The organism is Photobacterium galatheae (assembly GCF_000695255.1).
Lineage (GTDB): Bacteria > Pseudomonadota > Gammaproteobacteria > Enterobacterales > Vibrionaceae > Photobacterium > Photobacterium galatheae.
The window spans coordinates 135,763-156,490 of sequence record NZ_JMIB01000038.1; the positions used below are offsets into that span (position 1 = coordinate 135,763).

15 protein-coding genes are annotated in these 20,728 nt (G+C 48.8%); 10 read left to right on the plus strand and 5 right to left on the minus strand.

Features of this window, described 5'->3' with window-relative positions:
* The first annotated feature begins 297 nt into the window (after positions 1-297).
* The 5 genes from EA58_RS18390 (at position 298) to EA58_RS18410 (ending at position 7,325) form a co-directional block, all read left to right on the plus strand.
* The gene (locus EA58_RS18390; RefSeq protein WP_036756235.1) at positions 298-1,515 is read left to right on the plus strand and encodes an AAA family ATPase; all 1,218 of its coding nucleotides are present in this window, start codon (positions 298-300) and stop codon (positions 1,513-1,515) included.
* Between the two features lie 3 nt (positions 1,516-1,518).
* On the plus strand, positions 1,519-2,496 hold the full coding sequence (locus tag EA58_RS18395) for a ParB/RepB/Spo0J family partition protein (RefSeq protein ID WP_036756237.1): 978 nt from the start codon (positions 1,519-1,521) through the stop codon (positions 2,494-2,496).
* A 111-nt stretch (positions 2,497-2,607) separates the two neighbouring features.
* Positions 2,608-4,701, plus strand: coding sequence for a tRNA(Met) cytidine acetyltransferase TmcA (locus tag EA58_RS18400; protein WP_036756239.1), 2,094 nt, complete (start codon positions 2,608-2,610; stop codon positions 4,699-4,701).
* Between the two features lie 307 nt (positions 4,702-5,008).
* The gene (locus tag EA58_RS18405) at positions 5,009-5,416 is read left to right on the plus strand and encodes a hypothetical protein (RefSeq protein ID WP_036756241.1); all 408 of its coding nucleotides are present in this window, start codon (positions 5,009-5,011) and stop codon (positions 5,414-5,416) included.
* Positions 5,417-5,669: 253 nt separating this feature from the next.
* Positions 5,670-7,325: a DUF342 domain-containing protein gene (locus tag EA58_RS18410; protein ID WP_051642214.1), complete on the plus strand. Its 1,656-nt coding sequence runs from the start codon at positions 5,670-5,672 to the stop codon at positions 7,323-7,325.
* A 92-nt stretch (positions 7,326-7,417) separates the two neighbouring features.
* Here EA58_RS18410 and EA58_RS18415 read toward each other — a convergent pair whose 3' ends face one another.
* Positions 7,418-8,713, minus strand: a complete 1,296-nt coding sequence (locus tag EA58_RS18415) for a sigma-54-dependent transcriptional regulator (protein ID WP_036756243.1) — start codon at positions 8,711-8,713, stop codon at positions 7,418-7,420.
* Positions 8,710-10,527 carry a sensor histidine kinase gene (locus EA58_RS18420; RefSeq protein WP_036756414.1) on the minus strand — a complete coding sequence of 606 codons (1,818 nt, stop codon included), beginning with the start codon at positions 10,525-10,527 and terminating at the stop codon, positions 8,710-8,712. Before EA58_RS18420 ends, EA58_RS18415 begins: the two co-directional genes overlap by 4 nt.
* Here EA58_RS18420 and EA58_RS21825 point away from each other — a divergent pair.
* Both EA58_RS21825 and pdxH read left to right on the plus strand, forming a co-directional pair.
* The gene (locus EA58_RS21825; protein ID WP_162472450.1) at positions 10,520-10,687 is read left to right on the plus strand and encodes a hypothetical protein; all 168 of its coding nucleotides are present in this window, start codon (positions 10,520-10,522) and stop codon (positions 10,685-10,687) included. The two genes, EA58_RS18420 and EA58_RS21825, sit on opposite strands and share 8 nt — an antisense overlap.
* Before the next feature lie 83 nt (positions 10,688-10,770).
* Positions 10,771-11,406, plus strand: a complete 636-nt coding sequence (gene pdxH / locus EA58_RS18425; RefSeq protein WP_036756245.1) for a pyridoxamine 5'-phosphate oxidase — start codon at positions 10,771-10,773, stop codon at positions 11,404-11,406.
* Positions 11,407-11,444: 38 nt separating this feature from the next.
* Here the strand turns inward: pdxH and EA58_RS18430 are convergent, their stop codons facing one another.
* The 3 genes from EA58_RS18430 to EA58_RS18440 form a co-directional block, all read right to left on the minus strand.
* Positions 11,445-12,155, minus strand: coding sequence for a helix-turn-helix transcriptional regulator (locus EA58_RS18430; protein ID WP_235199649.1), 711 nt, complete (start codon positions 12,153-12,155; stop codon positions 11,445-11,447).
* Between the two features lie 526 nt (positions 12,156-12,681).
* Positions 12,682-13,872: a putative manganese transporter gene (locus EA58_RS18435; RefSeq protein ID WP_036756249.1), complete on the minus strand. Its 1,191-nt coding sequence runs from the start codon at positions 13,870-13,872 to the stop codon at positions 12,682-12,684.
* 85 nt (positions 13,873-13,957) lie between these two features.
* Positions 13,958-14,914: an AEC family transporter gene (locus EA58_RS18440; RefSeq protein ID WP_036756251.1), complete on the minus strand. Its 957-nt coding sequence runs from the start codon at positions 14,912-14,914 to the stop codon at positions 13,958-13,960.
* A 738-nt stretch (positions 14,915-15,652) separates the two neighbouring features.
* On the opposite strand from EA58_RS18440, the gene EA58_RS18445 reads away from it, so the two are divergent.
* From EA58_RS18445 to EA58_RS18455, 3 genes are all read left to right on the plus strand, one after another.
* Entirely contained in the window at positions 15,653-16,438 is a 786-nt protein-coding gene (locus EA58_RS18445; RefSeq protein ID WP_036756417.1) for an AraC family transcriptional regulator, read from the plus strand.
* A gap of 362 nt (positions 16,439-16,800) precedes the next feature.
* Positions 16,801-19,911 carry a bifunctional proline dehydrogenase/L-glutamate gamma-semialdehyde dehydrogenase PutA gene (gene putA / locus EA58_RS18450; RefSeq protein ID WP_036756253.1) on the plus strand — a complete coding sequence of 1,037 codons (3,111 nt, stop codon included), beginning with the start codon at positions 16,801-16,803 and terminating at the stop codon, positions 19,909-19,911.
* Positions 19,912-19,940: 29 nt separating this feature from the next.
* A complete protein-coding gene (locus EA58_RS18455; protein WP_036756255.1) occupies positions 19,941-20,642 on the plus strand; it encodes an aldehyde dehydrogenase family protein in 702 nt (233 codons plus the stop codon).
* The last annotated feature ends 86 nt before the right edge of the window (positions 20,643-20,728 follow it).

The window sequence follows — 20,728 nt, forward strand, 5'->3', positions numbered from 1 at the left end:
ACAATGCTCGTACTTTAGCCGTGTTTTATCAGGCTTCCAGAGAGAAGCGTTCTTTAATGGCTTTACATTGTAAATTTGTGACACTGTGACATTTTAAATCTCAGGCTATTTCAGCCCAATGATTGGCGGATGGATTTGTCGAATTTGTATCGTTTTTGTTGAAAAATACGGCTTTTATCAAGTTTGACATAAATTTGACTTGAGGCGTTTGTCACAGTTATATGTTCAGCTTTTTGTTGTTTTTGTGTATTTATGTTGTACAATTTTGCTAAATACACTGTAGGGTGAAAGAACAGCATGAATCGGTTAGAAACCATTGAAAACTTGCTCAACATTGCTGAGCAGACCAAGCAGGTCCAGGCGGACCGAATTGAGATTGTGTTGGAAGAACGTCGGGATGACCATTTTCCATCGATGTCGAAAGCCCTGATGGAAACCCGTTCCGGTTTGACCCGTCGTAAATTGGATGAAGCGATTGCCCGGATGGAAGATGCCGGTCATCAGTTCACGAAAAATAATGCCAATCATTACTCGATCACCCTGAGTGAAGCACACATGCTGATGGATGCGGCGGAGCGTCCGGCTTTTCACGAGCGGCAAAATGGTCAACGTAAGCCTTGGGTTGTGAATGTGCAAAACCAGAAAGGTGGAACAGGTAAGTCGATGACTGCAGTTCATCTGGCTGCTTGTATGGCACTTGATCTGGATAAACGTTACCGTATCTGTCTGATTGACTTAGACCCGCAAGGTTCACTCCGTTTGTTCCTGAATCCACAAATCAGCATTGGTGATCAAGAGAACATTTACTCTGCGGTGGATGTGATGCTGGGGAATATCCCGGAAGAGCTGGCAACCGATAAAGCATTTTTGATGAATAACGTGGTGATGCCGACGCAATATCCGAACCTGAAAACAATTGCGGCTTTCCCTGAAGATGCCATGTTTAATGCCGACGCCTGGCAGGATCTGGCGGTTAATCAGAATCTGGATATTGTCCGTCTGCTGAAAGAACGTGTGATTGACCAGATTGAAGATGAATTCGACATCATCATGATTGATACCGGCCCACATATCGATCCACTGGTCTGGAATGCAATGTATGCATCCAACGCGTTGTTGATCCCTTGTGCTGCCAAACGTCTGGACTGGGCATCGACGGTGAATTTCTTCCAGCATCTTCCAACAGTGTATGAAATGTTCCCGGAAGACTGGCACGGACTGGAGTTTATTCGTCTGATCCCAACCATGTTTGAAGACGACAATAAAAAGCAGGTTTCTGTCCTGACTGAAATGAACTATCTGCTTCAGGAGCAGGTGATGATGGCGACCGTGCCTCGTAGCCGTGCTTTTGAGACTTGCGCGGATACTTACAGTACCGTCTTCGATCTGACCACGTCAGACTTTGAAGGGGGAAAGAAAACCTTATCAACTGCCCAGGATGCGGTTCAGCGGGTTGGTCTTGAGCTGGAGCGTGTTATGCATAGTCACTGGGCGAATTTGAACCAGGAGAAATAACAGGTGGCAATAAAAACAAATGATCTGAATGCCCGTCTGTTCGGAAAAGCCGATAAGCGGCGCGCGACGACCGTTGCCGAGGTACAGAGTGCGGTCAAAGATAAAGCGGCTGTCATTGAGCTTGCGGTTGCGGGTGAAACGACGGTTGCTTTTGAGCTGGTCAAAGTCAGTGCAGCTGAGATTGGTACAAAAACTCAGGTTTTTGCTCAGAATGCCCGGGAGCAGGCATTTTTGAATGAGCATGCACTGGCCGATATTCTGTCGACCCTGAAAGATCGGGGTCAGCAATATCCAGCTGTCGGACGCTGGATGGATGACGACCGGATCGAAGTTCTGGATGGTAGCCGTCGACGGATGGCGTGTTTGCTGGCAAATCAGGACTTTCTGATTTATGTCGCCAAAGGCATTAACAGTCATCATGCGAAGTTCCTGTCTGATGTTGCAAACGCACACAAGCCGTTGTCTCTGTATGAACGCGGGAAGGAAATGCAGGCGCTGTTGGCTGGCGGTAAAGTGGCTGATCAGAAGGCGCTGGCCCGTTACTGTCAATGTAGTGAAGCATTGGTGAGTGGCGCGCTGAAAGCTGCCAGTTTGCCCATGGAGCTGCTGATGGCTTACCCAAGTGTTGGTGAGCTTGGTCGTCCAACCATTGTGAAGCTGCATAAACTGTATTCTTCATTGGATGATGCGCAGCAGAAAGCATTTGTGACAGCGCTTTCTCAGCAGGACAAGCCTGTGTGGCAAAGTGTCGATGCGCAGGGAATTACCCGGATCACTCGTGAAGTGACCAGCCATATTGAGCAGTTAAGTGAGCAGGTTCGTCCAAAGGCACCGGCAGAAAGCAAGCCTCAGACGGTTGAGCTGGTTCGGGGCCAGGCAACTTATGTTCGAGACGGTGATAAACTTCAGCTGAAATTGAGTCAGCTTTCTGATCAGCAGGCAGATGATATTCTTGCGTATCTGGCAGATTATCTGAAATAACAGCGCCGTCGAATCTTTTCAGCCACGTCAGATGACGTGGCTTTTTTTATTCCTCTTGGTAGTATACAGGCCAGTTTCTCCCACCTATTTTCTGCGGCATCAGAGGCCTGTATGTCTGAACTGTCTCATTTTTTTTCTGAACTCACGCATCAAGCGCAAGCGAGCCGACATCGTTATGTCGTTTGTATCGAGAGTGATCACCCCTGGGGAATTCAGGCTGCGCAAACAGCATTGTCCCTGTATTCCTCTTGCTTATGGCTGGGTGAGACTGCCCCTGAAGGCGTTCATGCCCTTGTGCCTGCTCAGGCGAGAGCCTGGTTGGGTCGAGATTGTGACTGTCTGGTTGTTGATTTGCACAGCGGATTCGATGTCGAGGCTATCGCGGCACTCGTAGGGACGGTTCGCGGAGGGGGGCTGATGTTGCTACTGTTGCCTCGCTTGCGTTCTGAGCGTTGGCAAACGCCTTTTATGCAGCGCTTTTTAACCCGACTTCAGGCACCTGAGGTTATGTTCCTGACCCAGAAAAGTGACGGGCAGGTTGATTTTCCCCGACTGCCATCGGATGCGTCTGTTGCTGAAACGCAAGTGCCACGGCTTTATGGCTGCCTGAGTGACGAGCAGGTTGAAGCGGTTGAGGCGATTCGACGTGTTGTGAATGGGCACCGTCGTCGCCCCTTGGTTATTACAGCAGACCGGGGGCGGGGGAAATCTTCAGCTCTCGGTCTTGCAGCCGCAATACTGATGCAAGAGAAACCCAGACAGATTCTGGTGACCGCACCGCGTCAACGGCACTGCCAAACCTTGTTCTATCATGCCGCTCAAATGCTGGGTATCTCCGAATGTAGCGGTTATCAGCTTGCTTATCAGCAAAGCAAGCTGAGCTTTTGGGCTCCGGATCGTTTGTTGGAAGCGTTGCCTGAAGCGGATTTACTTGTCGTTGATGAAGCAGCTGCGATTCCAGCGCCTTTACTCCAGAAAATCTTGTCGGCGTATTCCCGAGTGGTGTTTGCATCTACGGTTCATGGGTATGAAGGTACAGGCCGTGGTTTCGCGATTAAGTTTAAAGCGGCGCTGGATGTGCAGACACCCAACTGGCGCGCATTGTCAATGAAGCAACCCATTCGCTGGGCGGAGGGGGATCCCCTGGAGCAGTGGCTCTTTCAAACCTTATTGCTGGATGCAGAACCGTCTCCAATTGTGTTGCCATTGCAAAGTGACACACTGGAATACCGCGTTGTTTCTTCGGCATGGCTGTTACAGCAGCCAGCCCGGTTATCCAGTTTATTTGGATTGTTGATCCATGCGCATTACCAGACATCTCCAGCCGATCTCCGGCAGCTTTTAGATGATGAGCATCTGTCTGTTTTTGTCGCCTTACGACAGGACATAATTTACGGCTGCGCATTGGTCTCTCGTGAAGGTGGTTTCTCAGCCGAACTCGCTCAGGCCGTCAGTCAGGGGAAACGACGTCCGAAGGGGCATTTATTGGCACAGTCGGTCGCCGCTCACCTTGGTTTGGCAGAGGCTACCAGTCAGCACTGTGGTCGAATTTTAAGAATCGCAATTCATGATGATGCCCGGCAACTGGGAGTCGGTTCAGCGCTACTGAATTGTATCTTTGATTGGGCGCGTCAGTGTCATCTCGATTATCTGGGAACCAGCTTTGCGGCCAGTGGTGATTTGCTGCCATTTTGGCAAAAAGCCGGTTATTTGCCCGTCCGTTTAGGGGTTGCAAAGGATGCCGCGAGTGGCTGTCATTCATTGTTGACGGTTTTGCCGCTTTCCGTGCAGGCGAAGGGGTGGTTTGAAATAGCACAAGCGTCGTTTTCCCTGAATTTTAAGGCACAGGCCTGTGAACAGTTTCAGTCTCTGGAAAGTGATGTTTTCATCCCTTTGTATCAGGCGGCTTTGCAGCCGTCATGGTTGCCTGAATTACCGGATGCTTTGTATCAGCAGTTATGGAATTTTTCGCAGGGCGGACTCGGTTATGATCTGATGATTGGCCAGCTTTCGTTGTGGTTACAGCAACAGATGAAATCTGGTGAATTGGATGCGCAACCCGGTCTTGATGTGATGGTCGCAAAAATCATCCAGCGTCAACCCTGGCAAACAATTCAGCAGCGCTTTGGTCTGCATGGCCGTAAACAGGTGGAGCAGTTTTTACGTAATTTTGTCGCTCAGACCTTAACTTTTCCCCGCGCTTAATTGCTATTTACACTGTAAATTGGGACTGCATTTGATTTACAGTGTAAATTTTCATATTTGATCCTTATCCCCGTGGAATCTGCTGAGCTGTAGTTACCACAGTCGTCTCTCATCAAGCTTCTCAAGGTAAGCAAATGCTCACATGAGATGTCCAGTATGCTAAAAAAGTACAAGGTACTACCACAAGAACAGCAAAACTAGACTAGAGTTATTTTACCTGAGCATCAGTTATGGACTGAAATTGAGCAGAACTGGCAAAACGGTTGTCAGCGCAATATAAGAATCAGGAAGCGTTAAGGGGGAGGATATGAGTTTTGTAAAGGTAGAGAGCAAGGCAATTCGCGCCTTGATTGAACCGGGTGTTCGGACAGTAAAACCCAATATGACGTACAGCCTTGTGTCTGGCGGCTTTGCCGCGCGCTTACTGAAGAAAGCTCACAGCAGTGTCGGCTCATTAACATCGACCGAATGTCATCATTTGGGATTAAAAGTTCGGTTGAACAAATTAAGTAAGAACTGCATCTATTTTTCGGCGATGGTGCCCCTGGATTTATCGGCCTCCTATCAGCTTCAGGTTCAGGGGTTGAGACTGCTAGAGGGGTATTTGACTGCTGAATCCTCGGAGGATAATGACGTTCATTTGCCTTGCATATACCAGTTTCATCCGGATGAATGGTTGACGGATGATGATTTGAACTGGCTGATTGCCGACTAATTGACTCACTGAGACATAAAACAGGCGAGCGAGCATGGATTTTCCTGCTCGCTTTTTTGTGATTCTTTTGAACATGCTCCACGAAGTGTGATTGTCTTCTATGTCTACTCTGTTGAAACTTCTGTAAGATTTTAAGGCCAATTGAGATAAAGAAACGGTTTGTTTTCTTTGGAAACTCATGGAGAACATTCACCAGATATTTATCCCGATTGGGAAGGAAGGGGGAAAACAGATGAGGGAAGAGGAGACATTGATGTTGGAATCACTGTTTACGTTAGAACCGAAAGGTGCTCATCTCAGCTTGATTATGAGCAAACCGGAAGACGGTGATTCTCAGGACATTGATTCCGAGGCAATTGATGCTTTTCTGGCTGCATCGCCATTTCATGACTACCTGCGTCTGGATTCGGCAATTCAAGATGCGGTTCAATACTGGAATAACCAGAATCATACGGGTGATTCGGCTTTTGTGGTTGCTGAGCGGAAAGATGTTCAGATTGATATTTCACTTTCTGACGATCATATGTGTGCTTTTGTCACGTTGACCGGTGCATTTGGTGGTGAAAAGCTGACGGCTCAGGTTCTGATTGATGCTTTGAAATCACAAAATATTGTTCGCGGTGTGAGTAAAAAGCGGCTTCAGTATTTATTGCAGAAAAGCTGGGAATTGACGCCCGGTGAAACATATACATTGAAAGTTGCTGCGGGACGCCCTGCGGATCATGGCAAAGACACCGCTTTTGACGCTTTGGTTCCTGATGCTTCTGAACGGATCCTCGCACCTCAGGATAGCGACCACGGTAAAGTGGATATGCGTAACCTGGGACAACTGATTACGGTTCAAGCCGGCCAGGCTTTGATGCGTCGTACACCGCCGACCCATGGTGCGCCGGGTTACGATATTCATGGTCAGGTGGTTGATCCAACGCCAGGCAAAGAAATTCCCTTCCAAGTGGGTGTTGGGACACGTCTTGCGGATGATGACAGCAATGTACTCGTGGCTGATAAAGATGGGATGCCACGCCACGGACCAACCGGGATGGCTGTTGATGACATCCTGAGTGTTGAGAAAGTTGATGTAACAACCGGTCATATTGATTTTAATGGTGCGGTGCTGGTCTATGGCGATGTCAGTTCCGGAATGAAAATTAAAGCTGCCGGCAATATTACGGTAACGGGTGTTGTCGAATTAGCAGAACTTGAAGCCGGTGGCGATATTACTGTCGCAGGTGGCGTGATCGGGCGAATGCATGAAGGCAAGCTGGTTTACTGCAGTTTAAAAGCACAGGGTCAAGTGGCGGCTAAATTTGCACAATATGCTCAAATTGAATCCGGTGCTGATACGGCATTGTATCTGCATCTTGCGCATAGTCTGGTGAATGCAAAAGGGGCGGTTCGGGTATCGGATGCTGGCCAGCGTCATGGCAGTGTTACGGGCGGCGTGATTGTCGCAGATGGTGGCGTGTATGCTCGGGTGCTGGGTGCAGAAGCTGGTGTTGAGACTCAAATTCAATTGATGGGACGGTTTCGGGAACTGAAAGCCGAAATGGACCATCTGAAAGCGGAGATGAAAGAACAGGAAGAGCGGATTCATCAGTTGGTTGTCTTGCAGATGAAGCTTTCAAAACAACCCCGAGAGAAGCGTTCACCTGAACTGGTTGAAAAAGTGAAAACAGGGAAAGCACATTTTATGGCGTCCCTTGCTGACATGAAAACACGCTATCAGCAGCTTCATGAACAATATGATCAAGAACTGGCGTCTGCAAAAGTTGAAGTCAGTCATATGATGCATGCCGGTGTCCATGTCCGGATCGAAGAAAGAGAGTTTGTCGCAGAGCAAGATATCACAGCTTGCTTAATTTGTTGGCAAGATCAGAAGATAGTTTGTCAGCCTTTAAAGGCACACTAAACGGCCTGTGCAGGCCAATATTTACAGTGTAAATTGGGTGACCGGAACGGCGCTATGATATTTACACTGTAAATTTTGCCAGAGGTCACGTGTTAGAGTGCGTCCTTAAAATCCTGTTTATCCAATCCGTGTTTTTTCATTTTGTCGTAAAGCGTTTTTCTTGCCAGACCCAATTCAGATTGCACATCCTTCAAACGGCCGTGATGGCGGCGAAGTGCATCGCTTAATAAAGTGAACTCAAACTGGTGAACTTTCTCGGCCAGGGTGGGGTGTGGACTGTCAATCTTCAGGGGGTGTTGCTTATCAAATTGATCGCCCAATAGCACTAAACGTTCCGCGAGATTCCTGAGTTCTCTGACATTGCCAGGCCAGTCGTGATCCTGCAGTTTTTCCTTTTGCTCTGTACTGAGCATCGGTGCTTCTATATTGTAGCGAGACGCCGTTGTGCGAATAAAATTTTGAAAGATCAATTCAATATCATCGCGACGCGTCCGAAGAGGTGGCAGCGTCAGAATGCAATCTTGAACGATAGCAAAGAGTTCAGTATCAAATTGCTGTTGCTGGACCAAGGATTCGAGGTTGCGCTCGCTGCTGGCAATAAGTCTGACCTGATCACCGGGATGGGGCTGTATCGACTGTGTTTGCAAAGTCATGGCCAAACGTTGCTGGGCTGCCATTGGAAGCTGGTCAATGTTTTCCAGGTACAGCGTGCTCCCGGTAGCTGCATGCCATTTCCCGTCTTGGTCATTGAGAATTTCCTCAAACTGATGTTCTGTGAGGTCCTGACATTTTAAGGTGATCATCTGCAGATGCTGGTACGGGCTGTGATCATGCAAAAACTGGGCGACCATCCGCTTACCTGTCCCGGTTTCGCCCTGCAGTAACACACTTTGTCCGTGATCCTTGAGTTGGTACAACCGCCGTCTGAGTTGTTTCATCGCGAGGTTATTCCCGAGGATACGGGGGCCAGGACTGCTTTGCGATTCCAGTTCGCGTTTTAATTCCCGGTTTTCCAGTACGAGTTCCCGTTTGTCGCATGCGCGCTTCACCACATCGAGCAGATGTTCGGTCGAGAATGGTTTCTCCAGAAAATCGTAGGCGCCCAATCTCATGGCATCCACTGCCGTTGAGATATCACCGTGGCCGGTCAGCATGATGACCGGCAATTCATCGTCGATGAGGAGTGCCTGTTTCAGAAACGTCATCCCATCCATGCCCGGCATGTTGATATCAGAGATGATGACTCCCGGAAACTGGTTGTCAAAAGTGCTGAGTGCTTGCCGCGCACTGGCAAATAACTGGACCTGATAGTCTTCCAGCTCCAGCGTTTGCCCCAGTGAATCACGGACAGGTTTTTCATCATCAATGAAGATGACTGGTGGTTTCATTGTTGTTCCTCTTTGCCCAATGGAAGACTGATCCGGAATTCTGCGCCACCGCCGTCATGATCATGTACGGTCAGGCTGCCGGAAAATAAATCAAGAATACGTCGACAAATGGTTAAGCCAAGCCCAAGGCCATCGTGTTTCGTGCTGAAAAACGGGGTAAAGATTCTTTGCTTTTGAGTGTTATCCAACCCAGGCCCGTGGTCCCAGATTGAGATAATGACACGCTGACGACCGACCTGAAGATTGATGCCAATTTCTTTTTCAGAGGCGGCATCTTGCGCCTGTATGGCATTTTGGATCAAGTTAATCATGACTTGTTCAAACTGTACGGCATCAATGTTGACCAGAATGTCATCATGAAGATTAAGCGTCAGTTTGACTTGGTGTTTGGTCAGGGGCGCTTGCATTAATTGAATGGCATTGCGGATTGAGCTGGCGACATTCACTGAGCTGTTTTGCTGTGTTCCTTTGCGGGCAAACACTTTGAAACGGGCAATAATGTCTGCAATTCGTCGATTCAGATCATTCAATTGCTCCAGGTTGCTGGCGACTGCATCATAGCGTTCCTTCTGCAGTAACTTCAGGCTGTTTTCGCAATAGGCACGCATCGCAGCCAGAGGCTGATTGATTTCGTGATTAATGCTGGCTGATAGTTCTCCCAGCATCGCCAGTTTCGCTGTCTGAATGAGTTCTGTTCGGGTTTCTTTTAACTCCGCCTGTGTGAGTTCATATTGTTCAATAGCGTGCCAGAGTTGTTTGTTCGCCTGATGGAGGTGTTGGGTTCGATCGGCAACCTGTTCCTCGAGTGTGTCATTCAATTCAGCCAGTGCTTCTTTGGCACTGAACGTTTGCCACCAGTAAATTAAAACAAGCACCAGTAGAATATAAAAAGCAATAAAGAGCAGGATGCTTTCAAAGACATCACTGAGGATCTGATAAGTTGGCATGAAGCCATAGATGACCCACCCAGCGGTATTCATATCATGATGCGCATATAAAAACGATTGGCGCTTTTGTTGTTGCGGCAGCAGAATCATTGCCTGACGATTGGTGTTGAGTTCATTCAGGTCTGCGATTTCCGTAAGTGCAGTCAGCGGCGGTTCGCCATATTGCCGACGTTCCAGCACACTTTGTTTTTGAGTCTCGGATAAAGGCACCAGACTGTGATAAATCCAACTGTGGATGGAGCTGTAAAAAATCACGCCGTAGGGATCGCTGATTACATATTCGAGATCCTGGTATTGCCAGATTTCATCAACCAGATCCAGGTCGATTTTAATGACGATGACACCGTTGACCTGTTTCGCCTGATCGTAAACCGGCGCTGAGAAAAAATAGCCGCGTTTTTGGGAACTGATACCTAAGGCGAAGAACTGGCCAAGTTGACCATTCATCGCATCTTGGAAATAAGGGCGGTAATCATAGTTAGAGCCAACAAAACTATCTTTCTCCTGCCAGTTACTGGCCGCTAATGTGTCTCCCTTTGTATCCAAGAGGTAAATCGTATCGGCAAGCAGCGTTTTGCTCCAGTAAGCAAGCAGTAGGTTGGTTTGCAGTAATTTCGCGTCTCGTTCTGCTTTTGGCGCAGCGGCTGCCATCAGCGAATCCAGTAGCCTTGGATCATGGGCCAGCAGTTGAGGGAGCTGTTGATAACGTTTCAGGCGCTGATCAAGTTTTTCCCCCAGAGATGAGATGTCATATTTAATTTGCTTGGACATCGCATGAATAAAATGCTGATGTGTGATGAGTCCAATCATGATGGACAGGAGTATTCCCAGTCCGGTCAGCAGTCCAAGGGTTGTCTTTTTGGGCAAAGTGGCAGACCTGTTTGAGTGCATGGTGAAATGGTCAAATTATCACTTTTTTTCAGATGCCTCTAAAGCTTATGCACTTCAGGTTGATCCTGATCTTCGTCTGCGTATTTTACCGCAGGAAAAATCAACGACTTTGCAGGAGATGCTTGTTTTTCCATAAGCGACATTGGACAATTCAGAGCAAGACTTGTCCCTGCTCAGTGGCGCCTTCAGACCCCTGGCAGATAGAAAACGGAGAATACAATGGAGCTGTCTGATATTCGTCGCGAGTACACCCGAGGTGGTCTGCGCCGCCGAGATTTACCTGAGCAACCGCTGGAATTATTTAAACACTGGTTGCAACAGGCGATTGATGCCGGGTTGACCGATCCGACTGCCATGACCGTCGCGACTGTTGATGCCTCAGGCCAGCCTTATCAGCGGATTGTCTTGCTGAAGCATTTTGACCCGCAAGGTTTTGTGTTCTACACCAATCTGGGCAGCCGGAAGGCATCCCAACTTGCAGAGAACAGTAAAATCAGCTTGCATTTTCCCTGGCACCCAATTGAGCGGCAGGTGCATATCACGGGTGAGGCAGAAAAGCTGTCAACGATGGAAGTGATGAAATATTTTACTTCTCGACCGAAAGAGAGTCAGATTGCAGCCTGGGCCAGTAAACAAAGTGCCAGACTGACAGCTCGCCAAGCCCTTGAAGGTAAGTTTATGGAGCTGAAAAAGAAATTTTCTGCAGGCGAAGTGCCGTTTCCAACCTTCTGGGGAGGATACCGTGTCAAAGTGAACTCGATGGAATTCTGGCAAGGTGGAGAACATCGTTTACACGACCGTTTCTTGTATGAAAGAGACGGAGAGCAGTGGCACATTGATCGTTTGGCACCATGATGATTAAAAAAGGCCACCGTTCTGGTGGCCTTAGTTTTTTACTCTTTCAGGATAATCGATAGCTGACTCGTCAGCATGCTTTCGGGAATATGTGAACCAAAGCCAAGATCAAGTGCGACATCCAACAACTCATTTTTTGAGTTGGCGTTGAATTTTTCGCGTAATTTGATGACATAGTTCTCAACTGTTTTCACTGAAACATTGAGCACCTTGGCAATGTACTGTGGTTTTTTTCCATATAGCAGCAGGAAAAGCACCTCAGATTCACGCGTATTCAATTGTACTTGTTGGCGATGAAGATCCAGATTGAACGAGGTTTGTTGATGGTTGTTTAGTCCAGCAGCCCGGCAGATCCAATGCCCGACTTCCAGAATGGCCGTATCTTTCAGCTCAATGCCGGAAAAAATAGTGCCAACCACTTCATTTTCTTCATTACGCCATGGCATTTTTGTGAACATATGGGCACGCCAGTTTCCATCCGAATAGGGGTGGATATCCAGTACACGCATTCTCTGTTCACTCAAGATGACCTGGTGGTCTTGGTCCCTGAATGATTCGGCACATTCGATTGTGGGGCTTGGCATGTCAAAGTCAGTCCGGCCGACACAGTCCAAATGATGGTTTACACCAATGATCTTTCCATATTCCTCATTGGCATAAACAAAAACCGAGTCTTTATCTTTACAACCCCAACATCCAGGAAGCTGATTAAACATATGCAATAAATTGGGATCGAGTGTGTCTTTCACGCTTTAGCCAGATTTTATTATTTTGAAGGGCGGGTTAGCTCTGAGTTTAATAGATGTGCGGAATGTTACAATACAAGCTTGCTGAAAATGTAGACATAATTGAAATAAAATAGAAAAAAAAGCCGGCCTAACAGGCCGGCAAAGACAAGAGTTTGACTCCTAAGAGTACAATCCTGTACGACGTGTAGAAGAGGTATCCAATCAAGTTCATGACTTTGATATGAGGGTAAATATCAAAGCAACCTCATTGGCATGTATCCAGATTTGGATACTGCAGTCAGTGAAAGAGAGGGTTTCTATCACTGCCTACAGATGCAACTATAGTGAAGGATGCTCATTTGGTTAAGGGGGGAAATCACCTATTGACAATGCTCTGAAAGTATGAATTTCAGTTGATAGCGATTCTCAATATGCGATTAAATGCTATTAAACCTAGCGAGTGGGCATCTAAGATATTAAAAAATCGACCTCAGGTCGATTTTTTTTAGTCATTTATTTTTGTTGTGGATTTTACACGGTGGCGTGTTTATTCGAAAAGCCAGTAAAAGCCATAGGAAACCAATAAGGCAGGGATACCCGAGTAGACTGTGGCGAGTAAAGCCGCTTTGGGGGCCAGCGCTATTGCAGGAAAGAGTGCGTCACCGTCATTACTGATTGCGTTCCCAAGTTGTGCCGACAGGGGAATTGTGTCTTGAATATACAATGAGGTCACTAAAATTTGCGGCCCACAGCCTGGTATGAGGCCAATCAATACACCAAGCAGAGGCAAGACGGGTGACCAGGAAGCAAAGAGGGTCGCTAAATCCCATCCTGTCACTCGCATGACGATTTCAAAACACAGAAAAGCGCCAATGACCCAGGTGGTGACAAAGTTGGTATCCTGTGCGACACGCTGGAAGAGGCTGGCTGTTGCCGGCTTTGGATCTTCAGAAACAGCGTCTTGGTAATTACTGACTTCCCGGCTCAGTGACCAGAGTACCATGGCCGTCAATGCAAAGAGGGCTCCCAGTATTGCGATTGTTCCGGGTGGGAAATGAAAAACCGTATCGGTATCTATCTGGAAAGAGCCTAAGATCGCAACCAGCGCACTCGGAAGCAACAGCCATTGCCAGAAGAATCCTTGCCAGCGAAGGGCTGAGGTCTGAACCTGGGGAGTGCAGCTGTGGTTCTCTGATGCGAAGGTTTCATTCTGGGCGGGTTGCATGAATGTGCCACCGTGCAGGGTATCAACGAGCCAACCTGCAAGAACTCCGACACCGAATCCGATAGCCACCGTCAACAATCCGGTCAATGGTTTCGCTGCCAGAAGCAGAAAAGCCGCATCACCCATGGTTGCAGTCAGTACCGCGACAACGGATCCAAAACTCAGCCGTCCCCGAACGAACTGAGTCATGACGATAATGGCGCCACCGCAGCCGGGTAAAGCTCCCATGACGGCAGCAAAGATGACCTGAAATCGCTGATTGTCCTGAAGGTATGTGCTGAGTTTTGAACCGTGCTTCATTCGATTTGAGATGGCATGGTAGAGGGTTAATGTTGCAGCAACATAAGCCGCGACCTGCCAGAAAGCATCAGCAAGGACGGTCACCGTCATGTCTCTGGTTGTGGGGGTTGCCAGCATTGCAAACAGAAATACAGGGAACAGAAGCCGTTTGTTGGCCAGTCGCCAGCGAGATTTTGTTTCCTGGATCCGCAAAGATTTTATCTGGACTGCCATGATCACTCTCGATATAGAAATAAGAACTATCCTCATTTAATACCAATTGAGAGTGATTATCAATTGTGTTTGTGCTGTTGGTTGATCAGATAATCTGAAGCGTCTTCAAGAGAGTTAAACCTAAACTGCAGGTGAACATTGATCCGAGTGTGGTGATGGCAATGATATTGGCGGCAAGATTTGCATTCGCGCCCATTGCTCTTGCCATGACATAACTTGCAGCGGCTGTCGGGGCTGCGCTCATCAGAAAAATGATCCCCAATTCGTTGTCACGAAAACCGTAGACATATCCCGCAGCGGTGATCAATCCCGGAGCGATGATCAAGCGTGCGATCGATGACAGATTCGCATTGGATGATTCCTGCTTCAACTGACGAAGATCCAGACTGGCACCGGTACAGAGAAGCGCAAGGGGGAGGGTCATGTCGGCGAAATATCTGCCGGATTGCATCAAAACTTCAGGAAGTCGGACTTCAAGGAAGGTCAAAGGAAGAGCGCTGCAGATACTGATGATCAAGGGATTCTTCAGAATGGCTTTGAGAATGGAACGATGATCAAGGGATGCCGTGGCCGTACTGGAACGACTGAGTGTGATCACGGCCAGAATGTTATACAGCACTGTAATCACGGCAACATAGAGTGCCCCCACAACAATACCGGCATCACCGTAAGCATTGGCAACATAAGCCAGGCCGATGATCCCTGTGTTTGCCCGGAATGCGCCCTGAACCACAACACCGCGTTCAGTCTGTTCCTTGATCATTTTTCCGGCCAGCGCTTCAAACAACAAAAAGATTATGAAATTTGCGAGCGCGGCAAAGACATAAAGGGAGCCGTTTCCCAGCTGGTGAATGTCGGTATTGATCAGATTCAGAAAAAGCAGCGTTGGTAAGGTGACCGTGAAAACCAGTTTTGAGCCACTTTGCGTAAAGGCATCGTTGATAATTCCCCAATGTTTCAGTGCGATACCAAGCGCTAACATAAGAAAAATCGGGCCTGTGACTGAAAAAGAAAAAGAAAACTGTGTCAGAAACTCACCCATTGTATTTCCTTATCTCAATTGGTTGGGGGAAGTAGAAGATCCATTGGTCATGACGGCACCTGTTTTACCACATCACTTGTGCAGTGACAGTCATGAAACGATATATTTGTCATTTTCAGTACATCATCCCTGCTGGGTCGTCATCAGGCTTCTGAGAACCGGAAAATATCTGGCCAAACTACGCGCAAAGCATGATTTTTACTCTGGAAAAATGATCAAGCTGGGATAATTAACGGGCAGTGTCATTTGGACTGGAAAGATGATCAAGCCGGATCATTGTTGCAGATCTGAGAGGATCCAGGCTGGGGAGCGGATGCAAACAGAACAATGATCAAGGGAGATCCATGTTCTTTCTTTTCTGATAGGTCGCCGGGTGAGATGGCCAGTCTCTTTGAACGGAACGATGATCAAGGTATCTCTCTGTAACTTATTGATTTATCATTTAATACGACCAGCGCAGCGGCGACTTGAGCTTTTTCGCCAAATGCGCCGCCGGTTGTCTGAAAATTCATCGGCATAAAATTGAAATGACACTGCCCGTAAAAAGTTGAGTCTTGATCACGCTTCCGGTGCCCGGTGATCGCTTTTTCTGAGGGATACAGGAAAGATGATCAAGGCTGTACGGATACGAGCGAAACCGTGAGAGGTCTCTTTTCAAGACTGACGCTGATCGATTATTATTCAGGCTTTATTTTCGCTTGTATGCGAAGCGACATTTTATTCACGCAGGAAGTACAGATGAAGGATGTGTCCCCTCTGTCAGGGTTCAAACCTGCGGAGATCATGAAACTACCAGAGCATATGGATCACCATAATCATGGTTACAACCAAGTGGTGATTGCTTTGGCGGGTCAGACTGAGTTTGACATTGAAGGGTGTGGCAGTCTGGTTTGCCCCGGCCAGGGCTGTCTGGTCACGGCTGACTCAGAGCATGGTTTTTCCGGGATTGGTCATAATGAGATTTTGGTCCTGAACGTCCCGGTGACGGATGTGGTCCCAGAATATCCGGTCGAGCGTATGCAACGGCTGTTTGACCAGTCTTCATATTTTCATCTCGATAATCAGGCACAAACGCTGATACGCGTGCTCACTACCGAGATGCAGGCCAATCCGGATGACTGGCTGCTCAGTAAAGCCTGCACCGATACGTTAATGTGCGTTTTACAGCGCCACTTTAAACCTCTGGCGTCTGAGCGGTATCTGCCACGTTTAAATATGGATGTCATTGATCATTACATTCAGCAGCATTTGTCCCGCAAGATCACAGTGGCACAACTGGCTGGTTTGGTGTTTCTGGGCGAAAGTCAGTTCCACGTGGTGTTTAAAGAGCAAACCGGGATGACGCCGCATCAGTATGTGCTGCTCAAGCGGCTTGAGTTTGCCCGGCAACTGATGGAAGAGCCGAGGCTGAGTCTGGTTCAGATCGCACAGTCATCCGGTTTTGCCAGCCAGAGCAATTTTACGCAGGCATTTTCCCGTCACTTTGGGGTTTCTCCTGCCAAATTCCGCCGTCAATGGATCTGACGGCTGCCAGCCCTGACCTTCTTTATTCTCCAAAAGCATAAACCGATTTTCTTTTCAATTCTCTGCTTCTATATCTGCTTCTTTTCGCACAGTTCAATATTCACTGAATTATCTTTCCAGACACCCGAGTTGCTGTTTCTTACAGCAATTAAAAGTAAAAACAGCATTTTTTGCTAATTACTTGGGTCTAATTTTGTTATAAAGCGGACTTTTTCGACAAATGATCGGAGTTTTTGGTAAGACTCTGCGACAGGTACAAAATAAAATCCCCCGTTAAAGTAACACTGGTGTAACATTTATCCTGAATCACATGTCAAACTGTGTTGATGGTTATTCAGGTCCACTATATTGAGGGAATGACTATGTTCAATGCGGCAGATGCCCTTCAGCCATCTTTGATTGAGCAACCTTTAGATGCACTATGGCAGCAGATCTCACCGCTTTATTCGGTTGATGAATCTGCCTGGCTGGAACAACTGTTGCCTCTGGCTGAGCCTTCTGAACAAGAGCGTCAGTACACCACTGAAAAGGCGACCAGCCTGATCGAGCAAGTGCGTGCTGATCGCAGTGCTATCCAGATGATTGATGCCCTGTTGCTGGAATACAGCCTGGACACCAGAGAAGGCATTTTATTGATGTGCCTGGCCGAAGCCCTGTTGCGGATTCCAGATGCTGCAACGGCCGATGCGCTGATCCGCGATAAGCTGAGTGTGGCGGACTGGAAAACGCATCTGAAAAACTCCGATTCCCTGTTTGTGAACGCTTCGACCTGGGGTCTGATGCTGACTGGTAAAGTGATCAGTATGGACACCAAGGAAGATGGCAGCCCGGCTCGTGTGATCAACCGCCTGACGAATAAAATGTCTGAGCCGGTGATCCGTAAAGCGATGCATCAGGCCATGAAAATTATGGGCCACCAGTTTGTGCTGGGCCGGACCATTGGCGAAGCCATGAAAAATGGTCAGGCGAAGCGCGATAAAGGCTTTACTTACTCATTCGATATGCTGGGTGAAGCGGCACTGACGCAGGATGATGCCAAGAAATACTTCAACGATTACATTGAAGCGATTGAAGCCGTTGGTCAGAACAATCAACAGCATTCCAAATCACCTTGTCCGACCGTCTCTATCAAACTGTCCGCGCTGCATCCGCGTTACGACGTGTCAAATGAAGGTCGTGTCCTGACAGAAATGTACGATACCGTGCTGGAACTGCTCAAGCGCGCACGTGCCCTGAATGTGGGCATCACGATCGATGCAGAAGAAGCTGATCGTCTGGAACTGTCGCTGAAACTGTTTGAAAAGCTGTACCGTTCAGAAGAAGTGAAAGGCTGGGGCCGTTTTGGTCTGGTGGTTCAGGCTTATTCTAAGCGTGCCCTGCCTGTTCTGGCATGGCTGGCTGCGCTGAGTAAAGAACAGGGTGATGTGATCCCGCTGCGTCTGGTGAAAGGGGCGTACTGGGATACCGAACTGAAACTCTGCCAGCAAAGCGGTTATGAGGGGTATCCGGTTTATACCCGCAAAGAAGCGACTGATACCTCTTATCTGGCTTGTGCCCGTTTCCTGCTGTCTTCGCATGTTCGTGGCCTGATTTTCCCGCAGTTTGCCAGCCACAACGCCCACACTGTGACGGCAATTCTGGCGATGGCCAAACATCGCGATTTCGAATTCCAGCGTCTGCATGGGATGGGCGATGCCCTGTATAACCATGTCATGGATATCTATGGTGTGAATGTCCGCATTTACGCACCGGTTGGCAGTCACAAAGATCTGCTGCCGTACCTGGTTCGCCGTTTGCTGGAAAACGGTGCGAACAGTTCTTTTGTCCACCGTCTGGTGGATGCGCGTTGTCCGATTGCGGATCTGGTTCAGCATCCGGTCGATGTTCTGCGTTCGCGTCCGACCCTGCATAACCACCTGATCCCGCTCCCTAAAGATATTTTCGGTGCGGATCGTAAGAACTCTGCCGGAACCAATATTGAAATCGCTTCTGAGTGGCAGCCATTCCGTGAATCGGTTGAAGCGTTTACAGATCATCACTGGACTGCCGGCGCGATTGTGAACGGTGAAGTGCAGACCGGTGATATTTACAAAGTGACGGCCCCTTATGACCGCCGTGAATCGGTCGGTGAAGTTGCCTTTGCCAGCAGCGCGCTGGTGGCGAAAGCCATTGATGTTGCTGCTGAAGCATTCCCTGCATGGTCAGCGACCCCGGCTGCTGAACGTGGTGCTTGCCTGCAGCGTCTGGCCGATTTGCTGGAAGCCAATACAGGCGAGCTGGTTGCACTGTGCCATCGTGAAGCCGGTAAAACGATTCAGGACAGTATTGACGAAATTCGTGAAGCGGTGGATTTCCTGCGTTTCTATTCGCATCAGGCTGCCACTGAGTTTGCAGCCGGAAAACCTGTGGTGGGTTTTGACGGACAGGAGCGCACACTGACCTATCAGGGACGCGGTGTATTCGCTTGTATCAGCCCATGGAACTTCCCGCTGGCCATTTTCCTTGGTCAGGTCTCTGCAGCATTGGCGGCAGGGAACACTGTGGTGTGTAAACCGGCTGAGCAAACGTCTCTGATTGCATTCCGTGCCATTCAGATGATGCTGGAAGCCGGTGTTCCGGCGGGTGCAATTCAGTTTGTACCGGGGCGCGGTGCTGAAGTTGGTTCGGTGCTGACTTCAGATGTCCGTATTGCCGGTGTTGCCTTTACCGGTTCGACGGAAACGGCACAGCGCATTAACCGCACTCTGGCGGCGCGTGACTGTGATCCGGTACCGTTTATCGCAGAAACCGGCGGCCAGAATGCCATGATTGTCGACAGTACCGCGCTGCCGGAGCAGGTTGTCCGTGATGTAGTTCGCTCTGCCTTTGCTTCTGCCGGTCAGCGTTGTTCAGCGCTGCGCGTGTTGTTTGTGCAGGAAGACGTTGCAGACCGCGTTGTCGGTCTGATCAAAGGGGCAATGGCGGAACTGAATGTTGGTCGTCCTGAGCTGCACAGCACCGATGTCGGTCCAGTGATTGACGCTACTGCGAAACAGAAACTGCTGACACACATTGGCGCCCTGAAGAATCAGGCCAAGATGGTTGCTCAGGCATCGGCCAGCCCGGATTGCGCCCATGGTGACTTCGTGCTGCCGACGGCTTTTGAAATTCGCGGTATCAATGTGCTGCAAAATGAAAACTTCGGTCCGATTCTGCACATCGTGCGCTTTAAAGCCAGTGAACTGGATAAAGTGATTGATCAGATCAACCAAACCGGCTTTGGTCTGACGATGGGGGTTCACAGCCGAAACGAGCGGACCTACAGCCATATTGAGCGTCGTGCCCGAGTCGGGAACTGCTATATCAACCGTGACCAGGTGGGTGCCGTGGTCGGCGTTCAGCCATTTGGTGGACAAGGGTTGTCTGGTACTGGCCCGAAAGCGGGTGGTCCACACTACCTGTACCGTTTCACCAAAGATGTGTTCACTGCGTAATGGCTGCCGGAATTGGGAAGGAATTAAAGATGACAACAAGTATTCAAGCACTCGTCGATCAGAGCAATGCAGCCTGGGAAAACTGGAATAACCTGGGTTATGAAAAACGGATCACCCAGCTGACGCAGTGGAGCAGCAAACTGGCATCTGATGTGGCGGCAATGGTGGCATTTCAGTGTCGTAACGCCAATGCACATGTTGCAGAAGCTGAACTGATGCCAGGGCCGACGGGTGAAACCAATGAGTTGTATTGTGCAGGCCGCGGTATTTTTGTGGTCACGGCAGATGCTGATGCGCCGCTGGTTGCGGTTGCCGGTCAACTGACGGCCGCATTGGTGACCGGGAATACCGTGTTGCTGTGTCTGCCGGAAGACTTTGAGAAATCAGCGCAGCAAATTGTGTCTGAACTGGAACAGGCTGAGCTTCCAAAAGGGGTTGTGTTGTCGGTGAGTGCCGACAAACTGGACGACCTTGTACGCCATACTGCGGTTGCTGGTGTGGTTTATGCTGGAAAACGCGAGACAGCGCTGACGCTGTCCCGTGATTTGGCAGCCCGAGAGGGGCTGCTGGGTCAGCTGATTGCTGAGTCAGACTTCGCGTCTTACCCGGTGATTGGCAGCCCGACTTATTCGCTGCGTTTCGTGACGGAAAGAACACGAACCATCAATATCACGGCGGTTGGCGGTAACGCAACACTGCTGGAATTGGGGAGCGGCGAAGAAGCACATTAAGTCGCTGAATACTGTTACCTGTGACTCGTGACCTAGACCGCTGGTCGGTAGATCAGCGGTTTTTTTAAACAGGATAAGGATTTGCT